We start from the raw sequence: 17,670 nt of genomic DNA, 5'->3' as shown, positions 1-17,670 counted from the left end.
TAGTTTAGAGGCTGTTAGCCGCGGCTGGGAGTTTTACTGGCGGCGGTGGAGAAGCCGGTCATTTCAAAGCGCCAGGTGCGGATGATTTCCAGTCGGTCTGCCTGCTGGCGAATCTCCGCGGGGAAGGGTGCGAACGGTGCCGCCAGGCGCACAATCTGTTGCGCGGCATCATCGAGGATGCGCTCACCGGAGGACTCCAGAATGACCACTTCTTCGACCGCGCCGGTGGGCAGCAAGCGCACCATCATGCGCAGGTCGCCGGTGATCTGCCGGCTGAGGGCTTCCTCGGGGAAGTTGTCATTGCCGACCGCTTCCACCTTTTGGCGCCAGTCGTGCAGGTAGGTCGCATCCGGGGAGGCCTTGGTGGCTACGGAAGTGAGGCGGCGTACCCGCGGGCGCTGGGCAATGGTCTGGCGAATCTTGTCGAGGCGCGCCTGCAGGCTGGCGATCTCCGGGTTGCTCGGCGGCAGGTCGGAAGGTGCGTCGCCCTGCTTTTCTTCCGAGCGCTTGTCCTCGGCGGGAAGCTCCGGTGCCTGCGTGGGGCTGTCACCGATGGTGGTAATCAGCTGGCGCAGCTGATCTGCCGGGCGAGCGGCCTGTTGCTGGGGCAGCGGATTGACCTGCCGAATGCTGGTGTCCGCGATTTCCGCGTGTCGGTCGGTCGACAGTTCCTTGGGGGTTTCCGCGGTGCCGCTGGCTTGCTGATTGTGCTGCGCCAGGTAGTCGGCGTCTTCCGGGGCTTCCATGGAGCGGTGCTGCGCCAGGGTCACTTCCAAAGTCGGCGGTGCCTCGCTGGCCTCTGGCGCCGTAAACGCCACGCCGAATATCAACAGGGCGTGCAGGGCGCAGGCCAGAAACAGGGCAAAGGTAAATCGGTCGCCCTGGGACGACGGGTTGCCCGGGGCGGTTGGCGGAGTCTGGCGCTTGGGCTGGCTGGGAGCTGCGGTCATTTTGGTTATTGTTGTTACTGCGGTTGCGGTTACTTCTGCTCAATGCCAGCACCCATCGGCCCGATTGCGTGTTGCGGGCCGGGTGCTGAACCATTCGCTGGGCAGTTTATCCCTTTTTTGCCAATCGGTCTGTGATCGCGCGCATCAGCATGCCGCCAATGTCGGTGCCGAAGGCATCGTCAATTTCTCGCACACAGGTGGGGCTGGTCACATTGACTTCGGTGAGATAATCACCGATCACGTCGAGGCCGACAAACAGCAATCCTTTTTCCTTCAGGGTGGGGCCGACACGGCGGGCAATTTCCAAATCCCGCTCACTGAGCGGGCGCGCCTCGCCGCGGCCACCTGCTGCGAGGTTGCCGCGGGTTTCGCCGCCCTGCGGGATGCGCGCCAGGCTATACGGCACCGGTTCGCCGTCCACAACCAGAATGCGCTTGTCGCCGTCTTTAATCTCGGGGATGTAGCGTTGCCCCATGATCTGACGCTGGCCGTTGTCGGTGAGCGTCTCGAGAATCGCTCCAATATTGCCGCCGTCCGGCTTTACGTGAAAGATGCCGGTGCCGCCCATGCCGTCGAGAGGCTTGAAGATCACGTCCTCGTGTTCGCGGTGGAATTCGCGCAGTTGCTGCATGTCGCGGCTGACGATCAGCGGCGGGATGCAGTCGGCAAAGTGGGTGGCGAAAATCTTTTCGTTGCAGTCGCGCAGAGACTGCGGCTTGTTGGCCACCAGGGTGCCGGCGCGCTCAGCGGCTTCGAGAATATAGGTTGCGTAGATGTATTCATTGTCGAATGGCGGATCCACGCGCATTAGCAGTACATCCAGATCGCCCAGGTGTACCGGTTTGCGCTCACCGAGCTCGAACCATTTTTCTGGGTCCGCGAACACCTGCAGCGGTGCGCCGTTGCCCATCGGCTTTGCGCCATCCAGATACAGGTCTGCCTGTTCAAAATAATACAGCTCGAATCCTGCGCGCTGGGCTGCGAGCAGCAGGGCCAGGGAGGTGTCTTTCTTGAAGTTGATATTGGCAATGGGGTCCATGACCACGCCGAGAGTCTGGCTCATAGAATGTCCGTCAAACTGAACTTGCTGGGTGGGGCGCGCCAACACTGGATGGCTGCGCAACGGGTAAGGTAAGAGTAGTGCCCCCAGTCTGCAAGCTGCCGGTGCGGATACGCCGGCAGGTAAAGTGCGGCACCGCTCACAAAATGACCATTGTGCGCTGCCACACTCGGACGTCGCTAGATTCACCTGTTCATCTGTGATACAAGTTTGCATCTGATCTGCGTCCGCCGGTCACTGGGTTCGCGCAAGAGCGTAAACCCTCCCCAGGTGGCTGTTCGCAGCAACGATCGGACCCCGTAATGAGGTTGTAAAGACAGGCCCGGGCTCATGGCCGAGACGCCTGAAAATAAGTAGAAGGGGATTTGGGAACACACTATGGAGCTCAACTGGGAAAGTCTCACCGTGATGGTGATCGACGACAGTAAAACCATTCGTCGCACAGCAGAAACGTTGCTACAAAAAGCCGGTTGCGCGGTCGTTACCGCCACCGACGGTTTCGATGCACTGGCGAAGATCGCCGATTCACGTCCGGACATTATCTTTGTAGATATCATGATGCCGCGCCTGGACGGTTATCAGACCTGTGCGCTGATCAAAAACAACAGCGAATTCCGCAGTACACCTGTCGTGATGCTGTCCAGTAAGGATGGCCTGTTCGACAAGGCCAAGGGGCGCGTGGTCGGCTGCGATCAGTATCTGACCAAGCCGTTCAGCAAAAGCGAACTTCTGGGCGCAATTTCCGCCCATGCCAAGCCGCATCACGCTGCCTGAGAATAACTTCTCATTCAGGGCGTGAAACCCTTGGCAGAAATGGCGTAGACTATTGCGTCCAGCCACGCTGATGCAGGTCAACGATCCCAAAGATGATCGAATGTCGTAAATGTCAGCGTCGTTTGCAATAAATAACAAAGCGTATGGCCGCGCTCCGCTAGTGGGGGTGGCCAGTGCCAACAACATCCGCCCGGTAAAATTGCGATGGCCGGAGTGGACAACACTATCTCGGGGGACCAGATGGCCAGAGTGCTAATCGTCGATGACTCGCCAACCGAAACTCACAAACTGACCACCATGCTTGAGAAGAACGGTCACGCCGTGCTGACCGCCACCAATGGCGAGAGCGGTGTGGACGTGGCGCGTGAACAGCGCCCCGACGTTATTCTGATGGATATCGTAATGCCGGGCCTGAATGGTTTTCAGGCTACCCGTCAGCTGAGTAAAGGTGGCGAGACCGCTGGCATTCCCGTCGTCATCGTGACGACCAAAGACCAGGACACTGATCGTGTCTGGGGTATGCGTCAGGGCGCCAGTGCCTACCTGACCAAGCCGGTCGACGAGGGCAAGCTGCTGGGTACTATCGCGGAGGTGTTGGCCTGAGGCCGACGTTGAGTCTCCGTGCAACCAACGCTTACCCCGTATCTCGCGCTCGTCGATATTGCCAACCGCGCCAAGGCGCAGGCTAAGGGGCTGCCCGCCCGTCAGGAAATCAAACCCTACTGGACGGGCATTGGGTTTTCTCTGCTGGGTCAGCGCTTCGTGGCCGCCATGGAGGACGTGGTGGAGCTGCTTGAGGTTCCCCAGTACACCTTTATCCCCGGGGTTCAGCCGTGGGTGCGCGGTGTGGCCAATGTGCGTGGTCGCCTGTTGCCGCTGTTTGATATGGCCGCTTTCTTTGGTGGTCACCTCGCCAGCTCGCGCCAGAATCGTCGTGTGCTGGTGTTGGAGCACGAAAAGCTCTATGCCGGCCTGATCGTCGATGAGTTGCATGGTATGCAACACTTGGCGCTGGAATATGGGCAGATGCCGCCCGCAGATCTCTCGGAACCCTTTGCGCCCATGGTGAGCGGCCAGTTTGTGCTGCAGCAGGGGCGCTGGTTGGTGTTCGATCTGCAGGCGCTGATAAACGATTTTCAATTTGCGGATGCCGCGGCTCACTGAGTCGCGGCATTCTGCGTTACAGGCGTAGGCCTCGTGTCTGCGTCGACTCGCCCTGGCGGGTCAATGAGGTGCGGCAGCGTCCGTACGTCATATCAGTGTCCGGCCCTGATGCTGCTGCGGCAGCGGGTGTCGGTCGCGAACCGTAGTCGGCCGTGGCCGGTATTGGGGATGTCCGCATTGCGGGCAGTTGGGGTTGTGAGGCCAGTGGGCCTCAATAAGTGGTGAAAACAAGAATTGGCCTGAGGCACAGGTCCGCCAGGAGTAAATTATGAAAACAGGCTCCCAGAATTCATTTTCCGCGTTGCGCAGTAACCCTGCCGCGCTGTTTATGTTTTTCTTGGTACTCGCCACACTGGCGGGGCTGATCGTCAGCATCTATTTGGTGCAGAGCCACGCTGACCGGGATCAGACGTACCTGGAAGACGTAGCGGAGATGCGCGCTCTTTCTTACCAGCTGGTGTCCTACGCACCGGCCGCTACCGCGGGCGACGAGCAGGCGTTTGCGGACCTGGAGCAGGTTGTGAACCAGATGGCTGCAACCTGGAGCGGTCTGCAGGGCATGGACCCGGGAAGCCGCCGCGCGTTGGAGGCTGAACTGGGTGCCTATGGCCAGGTCTGGCGCCAGATGCGCGAACAGGCCGACACCATTATCGGTAATAAAGATTCCATTATCTTCCTGAACGACGTGGCGAGCACCCTGAACGACTCGCTGCCGGAACTGCAGGCAGAGCACAACAACATCGTGGAAATCCTGCTGGCCAACAACGCTCCGGCCAACCAGGTAGAGCAGGCCCAGCTGCAGGTATGGCGTGCGGAACGTATCGGTCGAAACATCGATAAGATGCTGCAGGGTGGTGACGATGCGGAAGCCGCGGCAGACCAGTTCAACACCGATGCCAGCCTGTTCGGTAAAGTGGTAGACGGTATGAAGGGTGGTGACGTGGTGATGGGTATCTCCCGCGTTACCGACAGCGAGGCCCGTGAGTCCCTGGAAGAAATTACTGAACTGTTCGAATTCGTAAGTTCTTCCGTACGCGAAATTTTCGAAGCGACGCCGGCCCTGTTTGCGACCCGTCAGGCCGCGGACGGTATTGCCACCTCTTCCCCGCAGCTGCTGGAAGCCCTGTCTACTCTGAACGACCGGATTGTTAGCCTGTCCAGTGAGCGTCAGCCGAACAACCAAACCATTGCCATTATTGCCGGTGTTTTCGTGCTGCTGATTTTCGGCATGATGGTCACCGCATTCTCCGGCGCACGTCGAAGCCTGAAAGAAGAATCCGAAACCAACGAGCGTAACCAGCAGGCGATTATGCAGCTGCTGGACGAGCTGGCCGACCTTGCAGACGGTGACCTGACCACCTCCGCAACGGTGACCGAGGCCTTCACCGGTGCGATTGCGGACTCTATTAACTACACCATTGACCAGCTGCGGGTACTGGTATCCCGAATCAACGGCACTGCGCAGGAAGTATCCTCACTGTCTCAGGAAACCCAGCAGACCGCCCTGCACCTCGCCGAGGCCTCTGAGCACCAGGCGCAGGAGATTGCCGGTGCATCCGCGGCGGTGAACGAAATGGCGGTGACCATTGATCAGGTATCTGCGAACGCCGCGGAATCTGCCCAGGTAGCAGAACGCTCGGTACAGATCGCAAGTAACGGTGCCAAGGTGGTACAGAACACCATCAAGGGCATGGATACCATCCGCGAACAGATTCAGGATACCTCCAAGCGAATCAAGCGACTGGGTGAATCTTCCCAAGAGATTGGTGACATCGTAAGTCTGATTAACGACATTGCGGACCAGACCAACATCCTCGCACTGAACGCCGCGATCCAGGCCTCTATGGCCGGTGACGCGGGTCGAGGCTTCGCGGTGGTTGCGGACGAGGTACAGCGCCTCGCGGAACGTTCCGCTGCGGCAACCAAGCAGATTGAAGGCCTGGTAAAAGCGATTCAGTCGGACACCAACGAAGCGGTAGTTTCGATGGAATCCACCACCACCGAGGTGGTGCGCGGTGCTCGCCTGGCGCAGGACGCGGGTGTTGCCCTGGAGGAGATCGAAACGGTATCCACCAACCTCGCATCCTTGATTCAGAACATCTCCAACGCGGCACGCCAGCAGGCCTCGTCCGCGGGTCACATCTCCAACACGATGAACGTGATTCAGGAAATTACCTCGCAGACTTCCGCCGGTACCCAGGCCACCGCACAGTCCATTGGTAACCTGGCCCAGACCGCATCCAGCCTGCGCGACTCTGTTGCCGGCTTCAAACTGCCGCAGGCAGACGACGTGGAGGCGGAAGGCGATCTGTACGATAGCGATCTGGCACAGCTGTCTGAAGAATTTCCGATGCTGGATGACGAATCCCTTGAGGGCGCCATGGCCGACGAAGATGGCCTCGCCGCACTTTCTCAAGAAGAGCGTGAAGACCGGGCTCTGGCCTGATTTACCGCATATTCTGATAACGACAAAGCGGACGCCCTCACCGTGCAATTGGTGAGGGTGTAAAGCAGCTCGCGACGGGAGGCTCCCTGAGATCCGTTGCCGGGCGGGCAAATTGAATTACCGAGGACTTGGCGTGAGTCACGACAATCCCAATTTTGTGGCCCTGGATTGGCTGATAGGCGAAATCAACGAGACGCTGGCTCAGGCTCGCCAGCAGTTGGAAACATTTGCCTCGGATTCCGCCGCTTCCGACCCCTCCAGTGATGCCGCCAGCGCTGCGGATAGCCTGCTGAAGAATTGCCTCAGCCTGATTCACCAGGTGCACGGCAGCCTGCATATGGCGGAGCTGACCGGTGCCGCGATGCTCGCCGAAGAGATGGAGCAGCTGGTGCAGGCCCTCGCCAGCGGCGAAGTCGAGAACAGCGATGAAACGCGTGAGTTCCTCATGCGTGCGCTGCTGGAATTACCCCTCTACCTGGAAAAAATTGCCTTCCAGCGTCGCGATAATGCGGTGCTGCTGCTGCCGCTGTTGAATGACTTGCGCGCGGTGCGCCGCGAGCGCCTGATTACCGAAGGTGCGCTGTTCTCCCCGGACCTTTCCGCACTGGAGCACGCCAGCGGCCAGCGCCAGCCGCTGCTGGGTAATACGGCAAAACTGCAGGAGCTGGTAACCAAGCTGCGCAAGATGTATCACGTGGCCGCCGCCAGCCTGATCCGCGATGTGAACAGCGGTGAAAGCCTCGCTTACCTGGGCAAGGTCAGTGAAAAAATGGCGCTGCTGTACAGCGGCAGCCAGCGCCAACACCTGTGGGAAATCGTGCAGGGGCTGCTCGAGGGCATCGCGGACCACCGGGTAAATGTTTTGCCGGCGCTGCGCCAGTTGCTGCGCCGTATCGATGTCGAATTCCGCCTGCTCGCGGGGCAGGGTGCGCGCGTTCTCGATGTGCGCCCGGACCGCGACCTCATCCGCAACCTCCTGTTTTACGTTTACCTGAGCGGCCCGAATGGCCCGCGCACCGCCGCGCTGTACCAGAAGTTTGCGTTGGACCGCGCAGTGCCCGGCACGCCGCGCCCGGACAACGAAGATGCCCTGGCCATGGGGCCAGAGGCGATGGGCACCGCGGTGGCGGCACTGCGTGAAGAACTGGGCAGTGTGCGTGAAGCACTCGACCCGAGTATCAGCACCACCGAGCGTGCGCCGCTTTCCGACACTGCGGTGGTGGCCAAGCGAATTGCCGACACCCTGGGTGTGTTGGGGCTGGAAAACCAGCGTACCCGCGCCCGCAGTATTTACGAATACCTGCGCGACGCCTCGCGCAGTGCGGCACCCGACGACCTGTTGATGCAGGCCGCATCCGAGCTGGTGCAGCTCGACTCGGGCCTGGCCGCCGCGGCGGAACGGGATCGCAAGGTCGATAGCGAATCGCCGCTGATGGGCGAGGCTACCGAACAGGTACTGCGCGAAGCGCGCATCGGCCTGGAAAATGTTAAGGAAGCGGTGGTGGAGTACATCGCCAGCCATTGGGATGCCGGGCATCTCGCCTCGGTGCCCAAGCGCCTGCAGGAAGTCTGTGGCGGCCTGGAAATGGTGGGCTATGGACGCGCTGCTGAAATTGTCGGTGCGTGCCGTAGTTATATCGAAGAGCGGTTGATCAATGCCGGCGACCAGCCCGATTGGAAACTACTGGACACGCTGGCCGATGCGGTAACCAGTGTTGAGTATTACCTTGAGCGCCGTGCCGATGGCATCGAAGATGCCGACATGCTGCTGGCACTGGCGGAAGAGAGTGTTGCCACTCTCGGTTATGCAGTCTCCGAAGGGGATGTGTTCGCCGCGACCACCGATGGTGCCGATAGCGACGCCCTCAACAGCCTTGAACTGCCTGCAGAAACCGCCACGGATTCTGTTGCGCCGGTCGCCGCACCGGTTGCCGACGAGGAAGAGCAGGCCCTGGATGGGTTTGAGCTCGATCTCGAACCGGAAGAGGAAGCAGCTGTATCTGCAAGCGCGCCTGAGCTCGATGCCGACCCGCTGGCAGCGCTTGCGGGAAGCCTGAGCGGAGAAGCCTCGGCTGCGGGCGATGGCGAGAGCGCCTCACTCACCGGCGAAGACGCCGCTACTGCCGATCAACAAGCACCGTCACTAATCGAAGAGAGCTGGTTTGCCGAGGAGGGCGCGGACCCGGCGGCGGCCACTGACACCGCTAGCGAAACCTCATCCGAAATTAATTCCGCCGCTGCGCCAAGCGCACAGGCGGTGGAACAACCCGCGGCAACCCTGTCTCCGCTGGAAGATGATGACGATACCAGCATCATCGACGATGAAATCGTCGAGATTTTCCTCGAGGAAGCCGGTGAGGTGCTCGAGACCATCAACCACTACTTCCCCCTGTGGGCCGCCAATTTTGGCGATCGCGACTCGCTGGTGGAATTCCGCCGTGGCTTCCACACCCTGAAGGGCTCCGGCCGCATGGTCGAGGCGATGGAAGTCGGTGAGCTGTCGTGGGCCGTGGAAAACATGCTCAACCGGGTGCTGGATGAAACCGTCTCGCCGGTGCGCGCCCATGTCACCCTGATCGAGATGGTGCTCGCCAAACTGCCGTCGATGGTCGATGGCTTCCGCACCCGTACCGGTGACCCGGACCCGGCACGCACGGCAGAGCTGGAGGGTTGGGCGAAACAGCTTTCCCAAGGTGAAGTGCCGCAGGCAATGCTGTCGTCTGACGCTGCCGGCACGGACGAGCTGGCCGCCCCGGCGCCAGCCGTCAACGACGATGCGCCGCTTGAAGTGGATGAAAATGCACAGCTGTGGGAAATCTTCGCGCAGGAAGCGGAAACCCATCTGGCCACGGTGGCGGAATTCCTTGCCGAGATGCAGCGCCAGGCGCCGGTCTACGACGTTCCGTCTGACCCGCTGCACCGCGCCCTGCACACCCTGAAAGGCTCTGCCCACATGGCGGAAGTTACCCAGGTGGCTGAACTCATGGCGCCGCTTGAGCGCTTCGCCAAGGAGTTGCGCACTTACCAGGTGGCGATTGATAGCGACACCTATGACCTGATCAGCGATGGCGCCAGCTATGTGCGTGAGGTGCTGCAGCAGATTTACCGTCGCGAGCCGCTGCACGTTGAGCGCAGCGATCAGTTCGTGGCGCGGGTAGCGGAACTGCAGGAACGCGCCGTTGGCCACCTGATTCGCGAGCGCGAGGCCAACGAACCGAAAGCCGTGGATCCGCAGCTGCTGGCGGTGATCATGGCCGATGGCATGAAAGTGCTGCTGGACGCGGATGAGATGCTGAATCGCTGGCGCGCTGCCCCCGGTGATCGATCGATTATTTTGCCGGTTGCAGAAGAGCTCGACGTTCTGCAGCAGGCCGCTGGCCAAGCCCAGTTACCCACGCTGCAGGAGCTGGCGAACCTGTTGCTGGCCGTCTATCGCCAGGTGATCGACGGTCACCTGGAAGAGGAACCCGCGCTGTGGGCATCCCTCGAGCAGGGCCACAATGAGCTGCTGGACCTGGTCGATGCTGTCGCAGCATCAACCGATCTGCCCCAGGTAAGCGACGCTGTGGGCGAGGCCCTGCGCGCGCTGGCACAGGGGGATGACAGCGGTGAAGAGGAAGATATCGACCTCGCAGAGTTTGGTATTGATGCCAGCGAATTCGTTTTCGATGACACGGCAGTAACTGTTGCCGCGCAAGCAGAAGCCGAGACGGAGGTTGCTGCTGGTGCCGAAGCGCAGGCGGATGACCTGGGCGAATTGGGCTTTGACGACCTGGTTGCGGAAGAACAGGCTGCAGACGATTTGGCCAGCGAGAGTGTGATCGCCGATGCGCCTGCCGAGCTTGAAATTAATGCAGATGATGTCATCGATAGTGCCGGCGTAGTCGAGGGTGAGCGCGAGCTGACCGTTGAGTGGCTGGAATCCGAACTGTCTGCCGATGAGCAGGACGTAGCCGCACCGGCTGCCTTCGAGGCCCTTGAGTCCGAGTTGGTGCTGGAGCCTGAGTTGGTGCTGGAGCCCGAGCTGGTCTCGGAAGCCGAGCTGGCACCAGAGCAAACAACGGAGCCGGAATTCACCGCGCCGGAAGGGCGTGACGTGGTCGAGCGACTGATGGCCGAGCCGCCCGTGACCCCGGCGGAGCCCACTGCTGCGCCGAATGTTGAGGTTGCGGCGCCACAGGCGCCAGCCGGTGAGATGACCGATGCGCAACGCGCGCTGTTGGCCGATATCGACCCGGATGTGGTCGAGGTGTTCCTCGAGGAAGCGTCCGATCTGATGGACGAACTGGAAGAGCTGATCCAGAACTGGGAGCAGTCTCCGGGCGACAACGCCATGCCTGAAGCCCTGAAACGTGTGCTGCACACCTTCAAGGGTGGCGCGCGCATGGCGGCGCTCATGGGTCTGGGTGAGGTTGCCCACCGCTTCGAGACCGTGATTGAAAATATGCAGAGCGGCAGTGCGCCGGCAGCAAGTTTCTTTGCCGATGCGCACGGCATCTACGACCGACTCGCGGCGGGTGTTGAAACCGTGCAGGCGTGGATGGGCGGTGATGAATTGCCGGCATTCTGTGCCCTGCTGGAGACCCAGTGGGCTGACGCGCACGCTGTGGGCACCGATGCGGCGCCAGCCGGCGAAGAGACGGTCGCTGTAGATACTGCGATTGACACTGCAGTCGACGTACCAGCGGCTGAAATTGAACAGGCCCCGGTTGTCGAGGCGCCGGCTTCCGCGACTGTGGATACTCCGCCAGCGGTGGTCGAGCCGACCGACGTTGCGCCGGCGGCAAGCGGCAGCAATGTACTGCCCTTCGTGCGCAAATCGAAAAATGTTGGCGAGCGCGATGGTGGCCAGCCGCGCAACCAGCCCCAGGAAATGGTGCGGGTTGCCTCCGAGCTACTGGAAGAGCTGGTAAACCTCGCCGGTGAGACATCGATTTCCCGTGGCCGTCTGGAAGAGCAGGTCAGTGAGTTTGGCCTGGCCCTGGATGAAATGGATTCCACCCTGTCGCGCCTGAATGAACAGCTGCGCCGCCTGGATAAGGAAACCGAGGCGCAGATCCAGTTCCGTCAGGAGCAGCTGGCAGAACAGGATGTGGATTTTGACCCGCTGGAAATGGACCGTTACTCGTCGTTCCAGCAGCTGTCACGCTCTTTGCTTGAGTCCACTTCGGATTTGCTGGAGTTGCGCCAGACCCTGGGTAACAAGGCCCGGGACACCGAGACTTTGCTGCTGCAGCAGTCGCGGGTAAATACCGAGCTGCAGGAAGGTCTGATGCGCAGCCGCATGGTACCTTTCTCACGCCTGGTGCCGCGCTTGCGCCGCATCGTGCGTCAGGTCAGTGCCGAACTCGGTAAGCAGGTGGATCTGGTGTTCTCCAACGTGGAAGGTGAGCTGGATCGTTCCATGCTGGAGCGTATGGTGGCACCGCTTGAGCATATGCTGCGGAACGCGGTGGACCACGGTATTGAATCCCCGCAGGAGCGTCGCGACGCCGGCAAACCAGAGCGCGGCCGCATTGCGGTTGCCGTTGCCCGCGAGGGTAGTGAGGTGGTGCTGACCATCAGTGACGATGGTTCTGGTATCAACCTGATGCGGGTGCGCGAAAAGGCGATTGAGAGCGGCCTCATGCGCCCGGACGCAGAGCTGTCCAACAATGAAATCATGCAGTTCATCCTGCACGCTGGCTTCAGTACCGCGGATCAGGTCACTCAGATTTCCGGACGCGGCGTGGGCATGGACGTGGTCTCCGCCGAGATCAAGCAGATCGGTGGCTCGGTCACAATCGGCTCGCAAGCGGGCCAGGGGACTGAGTTTGTGGTGCGCCTGCCGTTTACGGTGTCGGTCAACCGCGCGTTGATGGTGAAGGTGGGTGAAGACTTGTTCGCCATGCCGCTAAACACCATCGAAGGCATCGTGCGTCTGAGCCCGTTTGAGCTGGAGCACTACTACCGCACCCCGGAAGCCCGCTTTGAGTACGCCGGCGAGCCTTACCAGGTAAATTATTTCGGCAGTCTGCTGCAGTCTTCCGCACAGCCGCGTCTGGCGGTTGAGGACATGCAGATGCCGGTACTGCTGGTGCGCTCCGATAACACCGCGATGGCGCTGCAGGTGGATGCAATCCTCGGCAGTCGCGAGATTGTGGTGAAGAGCCTGGGGCCGCAGTTTGCCGGTGTGCAGGGCGTCTCCGGTGCGACGGTTACCGGTGATGGTACCGTGGTGGTGATCCTCGATGCGCACGCACTGCTGCGCAAACACTCCGCGCAACTGGCGCGCCCGGAAACGCCGTTGCTGGAAGAGGCGCCTAGCGTGAGCACGCGGGAAGAGCCAGAGACCCAGAAACTGGTCATGGTGGTGGATGACTCGGTAACCGTACGCAAGGTCACCACGCGCTTCCTGGAGCGGGAAGGCTTCCAGGTGATTACTGCGAAGGATGGGCAGGACGCGATTATCCAGCTGCAGGATGTCATCCCCGATGTGATGCTGTTGGATATCGAAATGCCGCGTATGGATGGCTTTGAGGTGGCGCGCAACATGCGTTCCAGCAGCCGTCTACGGGACATCCCGATCATCATGATTACATCGCGTACCGGTAAGAAGCACCGCGATCACGCGCTGTCCCTGGGGGTGAACCACTACCTGGGTAAGCCGTATCAGGAAGAGATCCTGCTGGAGGCGATTCGCGACTTTACCGAGGCAAAGGCGGATACCTGATGGCCGCCGTGAATGAGAATTTTGCAGCCACGCTAGGTGGTGGAGCGTACACAGCATGAGTGGAAATGGCGTAGAGACCCTGCCGAACACCGAGGTCCCGAGTGAGGTCAGCAGCCTGCTGTTGCCGCTGGCGGATGGCCAGTTGTTGGTGCCGGTAGACACACTGTCTGAAATTATCGCCCTGCAGAGCCCGGTATCCGCGTTTGATGCGCCGGACTGGTACATGGGTGAGCTGCACTGGCGTGAGCTACGCTTGCCGCTGGTTTCTTTTGAGGTAATGCGCGGCAACCCGATGCCGGTGCTGCGCAGTAACTGCCGGATCGCGGTACTCAGCAGCGGCAACCCGGATGGCGACTTGCCATTTTTTGCGATTGTCTTGCAAGGTACACCACGCCTGGTGCGTGTGACCCCCACCGATCTCGCCGGGCGCGAGGGTGAGTGTGCCATGGGTGAGTTGATGCACGTCTCGGTCACCGGTGAGGCGGCAGTCATCCCCGACCTGGGTACCCTGGAAGAAGCCTGTCTCGACTATCGCAGTTCGCGCTAGCTGCCGACGGCCGGTCATACGGTCGTGTTCGCAGCGAATAAAAAACGCCGCCCAAGGGCGGCGTTTTTTATTGGTCCGGTGACAGTTACCGTCAGAACAGCTCTTCGGGCACTGACTCCTGCGACTGGCTGTCGCCGTTAGCTGGATTGCTCGGGCCGTCGGAGTAGATCGATGGGTAATTGCTATAAGTCTCGCGGCCGGGCACCCGGTTGGCGCGGAATATCTCAAATATACCGCCGCGGGATGTGCGCATACCGGTGCGCGGATTGATGCGCGTGGTGACGATGTCTTCCGGTTGCGGCAAGTGGCGCTCCGGCAGGCCATCAAGGGCCGCTGACATGAAGTCGATCCAGATGGGCAATGCCGCTGAGCCACCGTATTCGTTGCGACCAATCGGTGTGTTGTCGTCAAAACCTACCCAGGTGCTGGTGGCCAAATGCGGGCTGTAGCCGGAGAACCAGGCGTCGCGTGGGCCGTTGGTGGTACCGGTCTTACCGGCGATGTCGCCGCGCTTCATGACCAGTGCCTTGCGGCCGGTACCCAGCTTGATCACGTCCTTAAGCATGGAGTCCATGATGAAGGCGGTTTCTGCCTCCATCGCACGCGGCGCACGGGGGCGGGCCTGCTCATCGGCGCTGAGCGGGGCTACCGGCAGCGTGCGCAGTTCGAGCGGTTCTTCTTCATGGGCGGCTGCCGCCGCCTCATGCTGTACGGACTGCAGGTCGACGGGCTCCGCTTCTGCAGCAGGTAATTCCCCTGGCAGCGGGCAGTCACGGCACACGGTCAGTGGCAGTGCCTGGTAGACGGTATCACCATGCACATCGAGTACCTGGTCTAACAGGTAGGGTTCCACGCGGAAGCCGCCGTTGGCGAAGGCCGCGTAACCGCGCACCATTTCAAGCGGCGTGAGCGCAGAAGTGCCGAGTGCAATGGAGAGGTTGCGATCCAGCTTGGCGCGGTCGAAGCCGAACCCTTCGGTGTAGGTCAGCGCTCGGTCCAATCCCAGTGCCTGCAGCAGGCGAATGGAGACCATGTTGCGCGACAGATACAGGGCTTTGCGCAAGCGGGTCGGGCCGAGGAAGGTTCCGCCATCGTTCTCCGGGCGCCACACATCCTCAAGATTGGTTTGCTCGAAGATGATCGGGGCGTCGTTGATGATGCTGGCTGCGGTATAGCCATTTTCCACCGCGGCCGCGTAGATAAACGGCTTGAAGCTGGAGCCCGGCTGACGTGCTGCCTGGGTGACCCGGTTGAAGTGGCTCTGGCGGAAGTCGTATCCGCCCACCAGCGCGCGAATCGCACCGTCTTCCGGTTCCAGCGACACCAGCGCGCCCTGAGCCGCGGGCACCTGGGCAAGGTGCCACTCTTCGCGGGCCTCTGGCGCCTCTGCGGGCTCTTCGCTGGCCAGTCCTTCCGGGGTAGAGAAGGGGTCTTCGGTGATATTGGTGTCGGCCAGGGCTTCGGCCGCGGAGGCCAGTGCGGCTTCCTGGGCTGCTTGCTGCTCCGCCGCTACCTGCTCGGCACTGATCACGATACGGCGCAGGCGCACCACATCGCCGGGCGCGAACATTTCCTCAGCGGAAGTCAGTCGCTTACCGCGGGCATTCTCGGAGATATACGGGCGAATAGAGCTGAGGCCATTCTCCCAGGCAATTTCGACCACTCTGCGGTCGCGCAGTTGCACCATCAGGCTCTGGGCATTGACCGCGGTGACCACCGCGGGCTCGAGGCCGCCGAGTATCGGGATCTCCTTCAGCAGGTCCACCAGCTGATCGTTGTCCGCCAGCAGCTCCACGTCGAGGCGCTGCTCCGGTCCGCGGTAACCGTGGCGGCCATCGTAGGTCTCGAGCCCGTGCTGCAAGGCTTTACGCGCCGCGTCCTGCAGTCCGCTATCGACCGTGGTAATGATCTGGTAGCCATCGGTGTAGGCGGCGTCGCCAAACAGGTCCACGGCCTCTTTACGCGCCATCTCCGCCACGTAGGGCGCGCTCAAATCCAGGTCGCGCCCATGGAAGCGTGCGGTGACCGGTGCGGTGATGGAGTTCTTGTACTCGTCCTGGTCGATATGCCCCAGATCCAGCATGCGCTTGAGGATCCAGTTGCGGCGCACCAGCGCCCGGGAGGGATTGGCAATGGGGTTGTAGGTCGAGGGTGCCTTGGGCAGGCCCGCCATCATGGCCCACTGGGCCAGGTTCAGGTCATTGATGTCTTTGCCGTAGTAGACCTGGGCTGCCGCCTGGAAACCGTAGGCACGGTTGCCGAGGAAGATCTTGTTGATATACAGCGCCAAAATCTCGTCTTTGCTCAATTCCTGTTCGATTTGCAGGGAGAGCAGGATCTCGTTGAACTTGCGGATAAAGCGCTGTTCGCGGCTCAGGAAGAAATTTCGCGCCACCTGCATGGTCAGGGTACTGCCCCCCGACTGGATAGAGCCGCTGGCTATCAGCTGGCGCGCGGCGCGCATCAGGCCTTTGATCGAAACACCACTGTGGGAGTAGAAACCGTCGTCTTCTGCCGCCAAAATGGCGTTGATGAACATCTCCGGGGTCTGGTCGATGGTGATCGGGCTGCGGCGCTTTTCACCGAATTCGCCAATCAGTTTCATATCCCGGGAATAGATGCGCAGCGGGGTCTGCAGGCGGATATCGCGCAGCGTTTCCACGGATGGCAAGCCCGGTTTCAGGTACAGATAAATACTGGAAAACGCCATGGCGCCGGCGGCGGCACCGGCCAGAGCCAGCCACAGCAGTGACAACAGGCGGTTGCGGGCTTTTTCGGTCATGGAAATGCTTCTGTATACGTCTTAATCAATTATATCGGCACTGTTCGACAATTATACGAATAATGTGCGCTGATACCTATGCAAAAGGCGGTTGCGACGGTAATTTAAAGTGCTATAACATCAAACCTCCATAACCCACGGAAAAGATAAGAAAAATGGGGATGCTCCCTTTTCTCAATAAGGGCCCGAAAGCCATGCTTGGGCTCGATATTAGCTCCACCTCGGTCAAGTTGCTCGAACTGAGTCGCAGTGGCGACAAATATCGGGTGGAAAGCTATGCAGCCGAGCCTCTGCCCCCGAATGCGGTAGTGGATAAAAACATCAATGATGTCGGTGCCATCGCCGAGGCCATCCGCAAGGTCGTGCGTCGTTCCAAGACCCGTCTGCGCCAGGCCGCGGTGGCTGTATCCGGTTCTGCGGTCATCACCAAGACCCTGGATATGCCGGCCGACCTCTCCGACGACGCGCTGGAAGCCCAGATCGCGCTTGAGGCAGATCAGTACATCCCCTATCCCCTGGATGAAGTAAACCTCGACTTTGAGGTACAGGGGCCCTCGGACAAGGGGGAGGGGCAGGTTGAGGTGCTGTTGGCCGCATGCCGCAGTGAGAACGTGGAGCAGCGGGTTTCTGCCCTGAGCGAAGCCGAGCTGCAGCCGGGGGTGGTGGATGTAGAAGCCTACGCCATTGAGCGTGCCTACACCCTGCTGGACAATCAGTTCCCGGCGCAGGAGCAGCTGGTGGTCGCGGTCATCGACATTGGCGCGACCATGAGTGCGCTGTCAGTCATGGTCGACGGGCGCACCGTATACACCCGTGAGCAACTGTTTGGCGGGCGCCAGCTGACAGATGAGATCCAGCGTCGCTATGGCCTGTCCGCCGAAGAGGCCACACTGGCCAAGCGCCAGGGCGGCAGCGGCTTGCCCGATGATTACTACCCGGAAGTGCTCGAGCCCTTCCGCGATGCGGTGGTGCAGCAAGTCATGCGCTCCCTGCAGTTCTTCTACTCCTCAACTTCCTACAGCGACGTGGATTACATCCTGCTGGGCGGCGGTGTTGCTGCCATGGAAGGGCTCGCCGAGCTGGTTGGGGAAAAACTTAACAAGCCGACACTCGTGGCCAACCCCTTCCGGGACATGAGTGTCGCGTCCCGGGTGAATCGCCAGGCTCTGGTGAGTGAGGCGCCGTCCCTGATGATCGCTGCTGGCCTCGCCATGCGCGAAAGGGAGTTCTGATCA

General features: G+C 60.8%; 10 protein-coding genes. 7 read left to right on the top strand and 3 right to left on the bottom strand.

What is annotated here, in order from left to right:
* Positions 1–14 precede the first annotated feature (14 nt).
* On the bottom strand, positions 15–950 hold the full coding sequence (locus tag AS89_RS0109985) for an energy transducer TonB (protein WP_010132442.1): 936 nt from the start codon (positions 948–950) through the stop codon (positions 15–17).
* A 106-nt stretch (positions 951–1,056) separates the two neighbouring features.
* A complete protein-coding gene (gshB, locus tag AS89_RS0109980) occupies positions 1,057–2,013 on the bottom strand; it encodes a glutathione synthase (protein ID WP_010132441.1) in 957 nt (318 codons plus the stop codon).
* Between the two features lie 375 nt (positions 2,014–2,388).
* On the opposite strand from gshB, the gene pilG reads away from it, so the two are divergent.
* From pilG to AS89_RS0109950, 6 genes are all read left to right on the top strand, one after another.
* Complete coding sequence (gene pilG, locus AS89_RS0109975; protein WP_010132439.1) at positions 2,389–2,784, top strand: twitching motility response regulator PilG; 396 nt, start codon at positions 2,389–2,391, stop codon at positions 2,782–2,784.
* A gap of 240 nt (positions 2,785–3,024) precedes the next feature.
* Positions 3,025–3,387 carry a twitching motility response regulator PilH gene (gene pilH, locus AS89_RS0109970; RefSeq protein WP_010132438.1) on the top strand — a complete coding sequence of 121 codons (363 nt, stop codon included), beginning with the start codon at positions 3,025–3,027 and terminating at the stop codon, positions 3,385–3,387.
* A gap of 18 nt (positions 3,388–3,405) precedes the next feature.
* Positions 3,406–3,948 carry a chemotaxis protein CheW gene (locus tag AS89_RS0109965; protein ID WP_010132437.1) on the top strand — a complete coding sequence of 181 codons (543 nt, stop codon included), beginning with the start codon at positions 3,406–3,408 and terminating at the stop codon, positions 3,946–3,948.
* A gap of 268 nt (positions 3,949–4,216) precedes the next feature.
* Complete coding sequence (locus tag AS89_RS0109960; protein ID WP_010132436.1) at positions 4,217–6,394, top strand: methyl-accepting chemotaxis protein; 2,178 nt, start codon at positions 4,217–4,219, stop codon at positions 6,392–6,394.
* A 133-nt stretch (positions 6,395–6,527) separates the two neighbouring features.
* Positions 6,528–13,106 (top strand): hybrid sensor histidine kinase/response regulator, encoded by a 6,579-nt coding sequence (locus AS89_RS0109955; protein WP_010132435.1) that lies wholly within the window; start codon positions 6,528–6,530, stop codon positions 13,104–13,106.
* A 55-nt stretch (positions 13,107–13,161) separates the two neighbouring features.
* Positions 13,162–13,653: a chemotaxis protein CheW gene (locus tag AS89_RS0109950; protein WP_010132434.1), complete on the top strand. Its 492-nt coding sequence runs from the start codon at positions 13,162–13,164 to the stop codon at positions 13,651–13,653.
* 91 nt (positions 13,654–13,744) lie between these two features.
* Here AS89_RS0109950 and AS89_RS0109945 read toward each other — a convergent pair whose 3' ends face one another.
* Positions 13,745–16,435 (bottom strand): penicillin-binding protein 1A, encoded by a 2,691-nt coding sequence (locus AS89_RS0109945; protein ID WP_010132432.1) that lies wholly within the window; start codon positions 16,433–16,435, stop codon positions 13,745–13,747.
* A gap of 155 nt (positions 16,436–16,590) precedes the next feature.
* On the opposite strand from AS89_RS0109945, the gene AS89_RS0109940 reads away from it, so the two are divergent.
* Positions 16,591–17,667 carry a pilus assembly protein PilM gene (locus AS89_RS0109940; protein ID WP_029249927.1) on the top strand — a complete coding sequence of 359 codons (1,077 nt, stop codon included), beginning with the start codon at positions 16,591–16,593 and terminating at the stop codon, positions 17,665–17,667.
* Positions 17,668–17,670: the final 3 nt, after the last annotated feature.

The organism is Microbulbifer agarilyticus S89 (assembly GCF_000220505.1).
GTDB classification, from domain to species: Bacteria; Pseudomonadota; Gammaproteobacteria; order Pseudomonadales; family Cellvibrionaceae; genus Microbulbifer; species Microbulbifer agarilyticus_B.
This window is presented reverse-complemented; position numbering and strand designations above follow the sequence as displayed.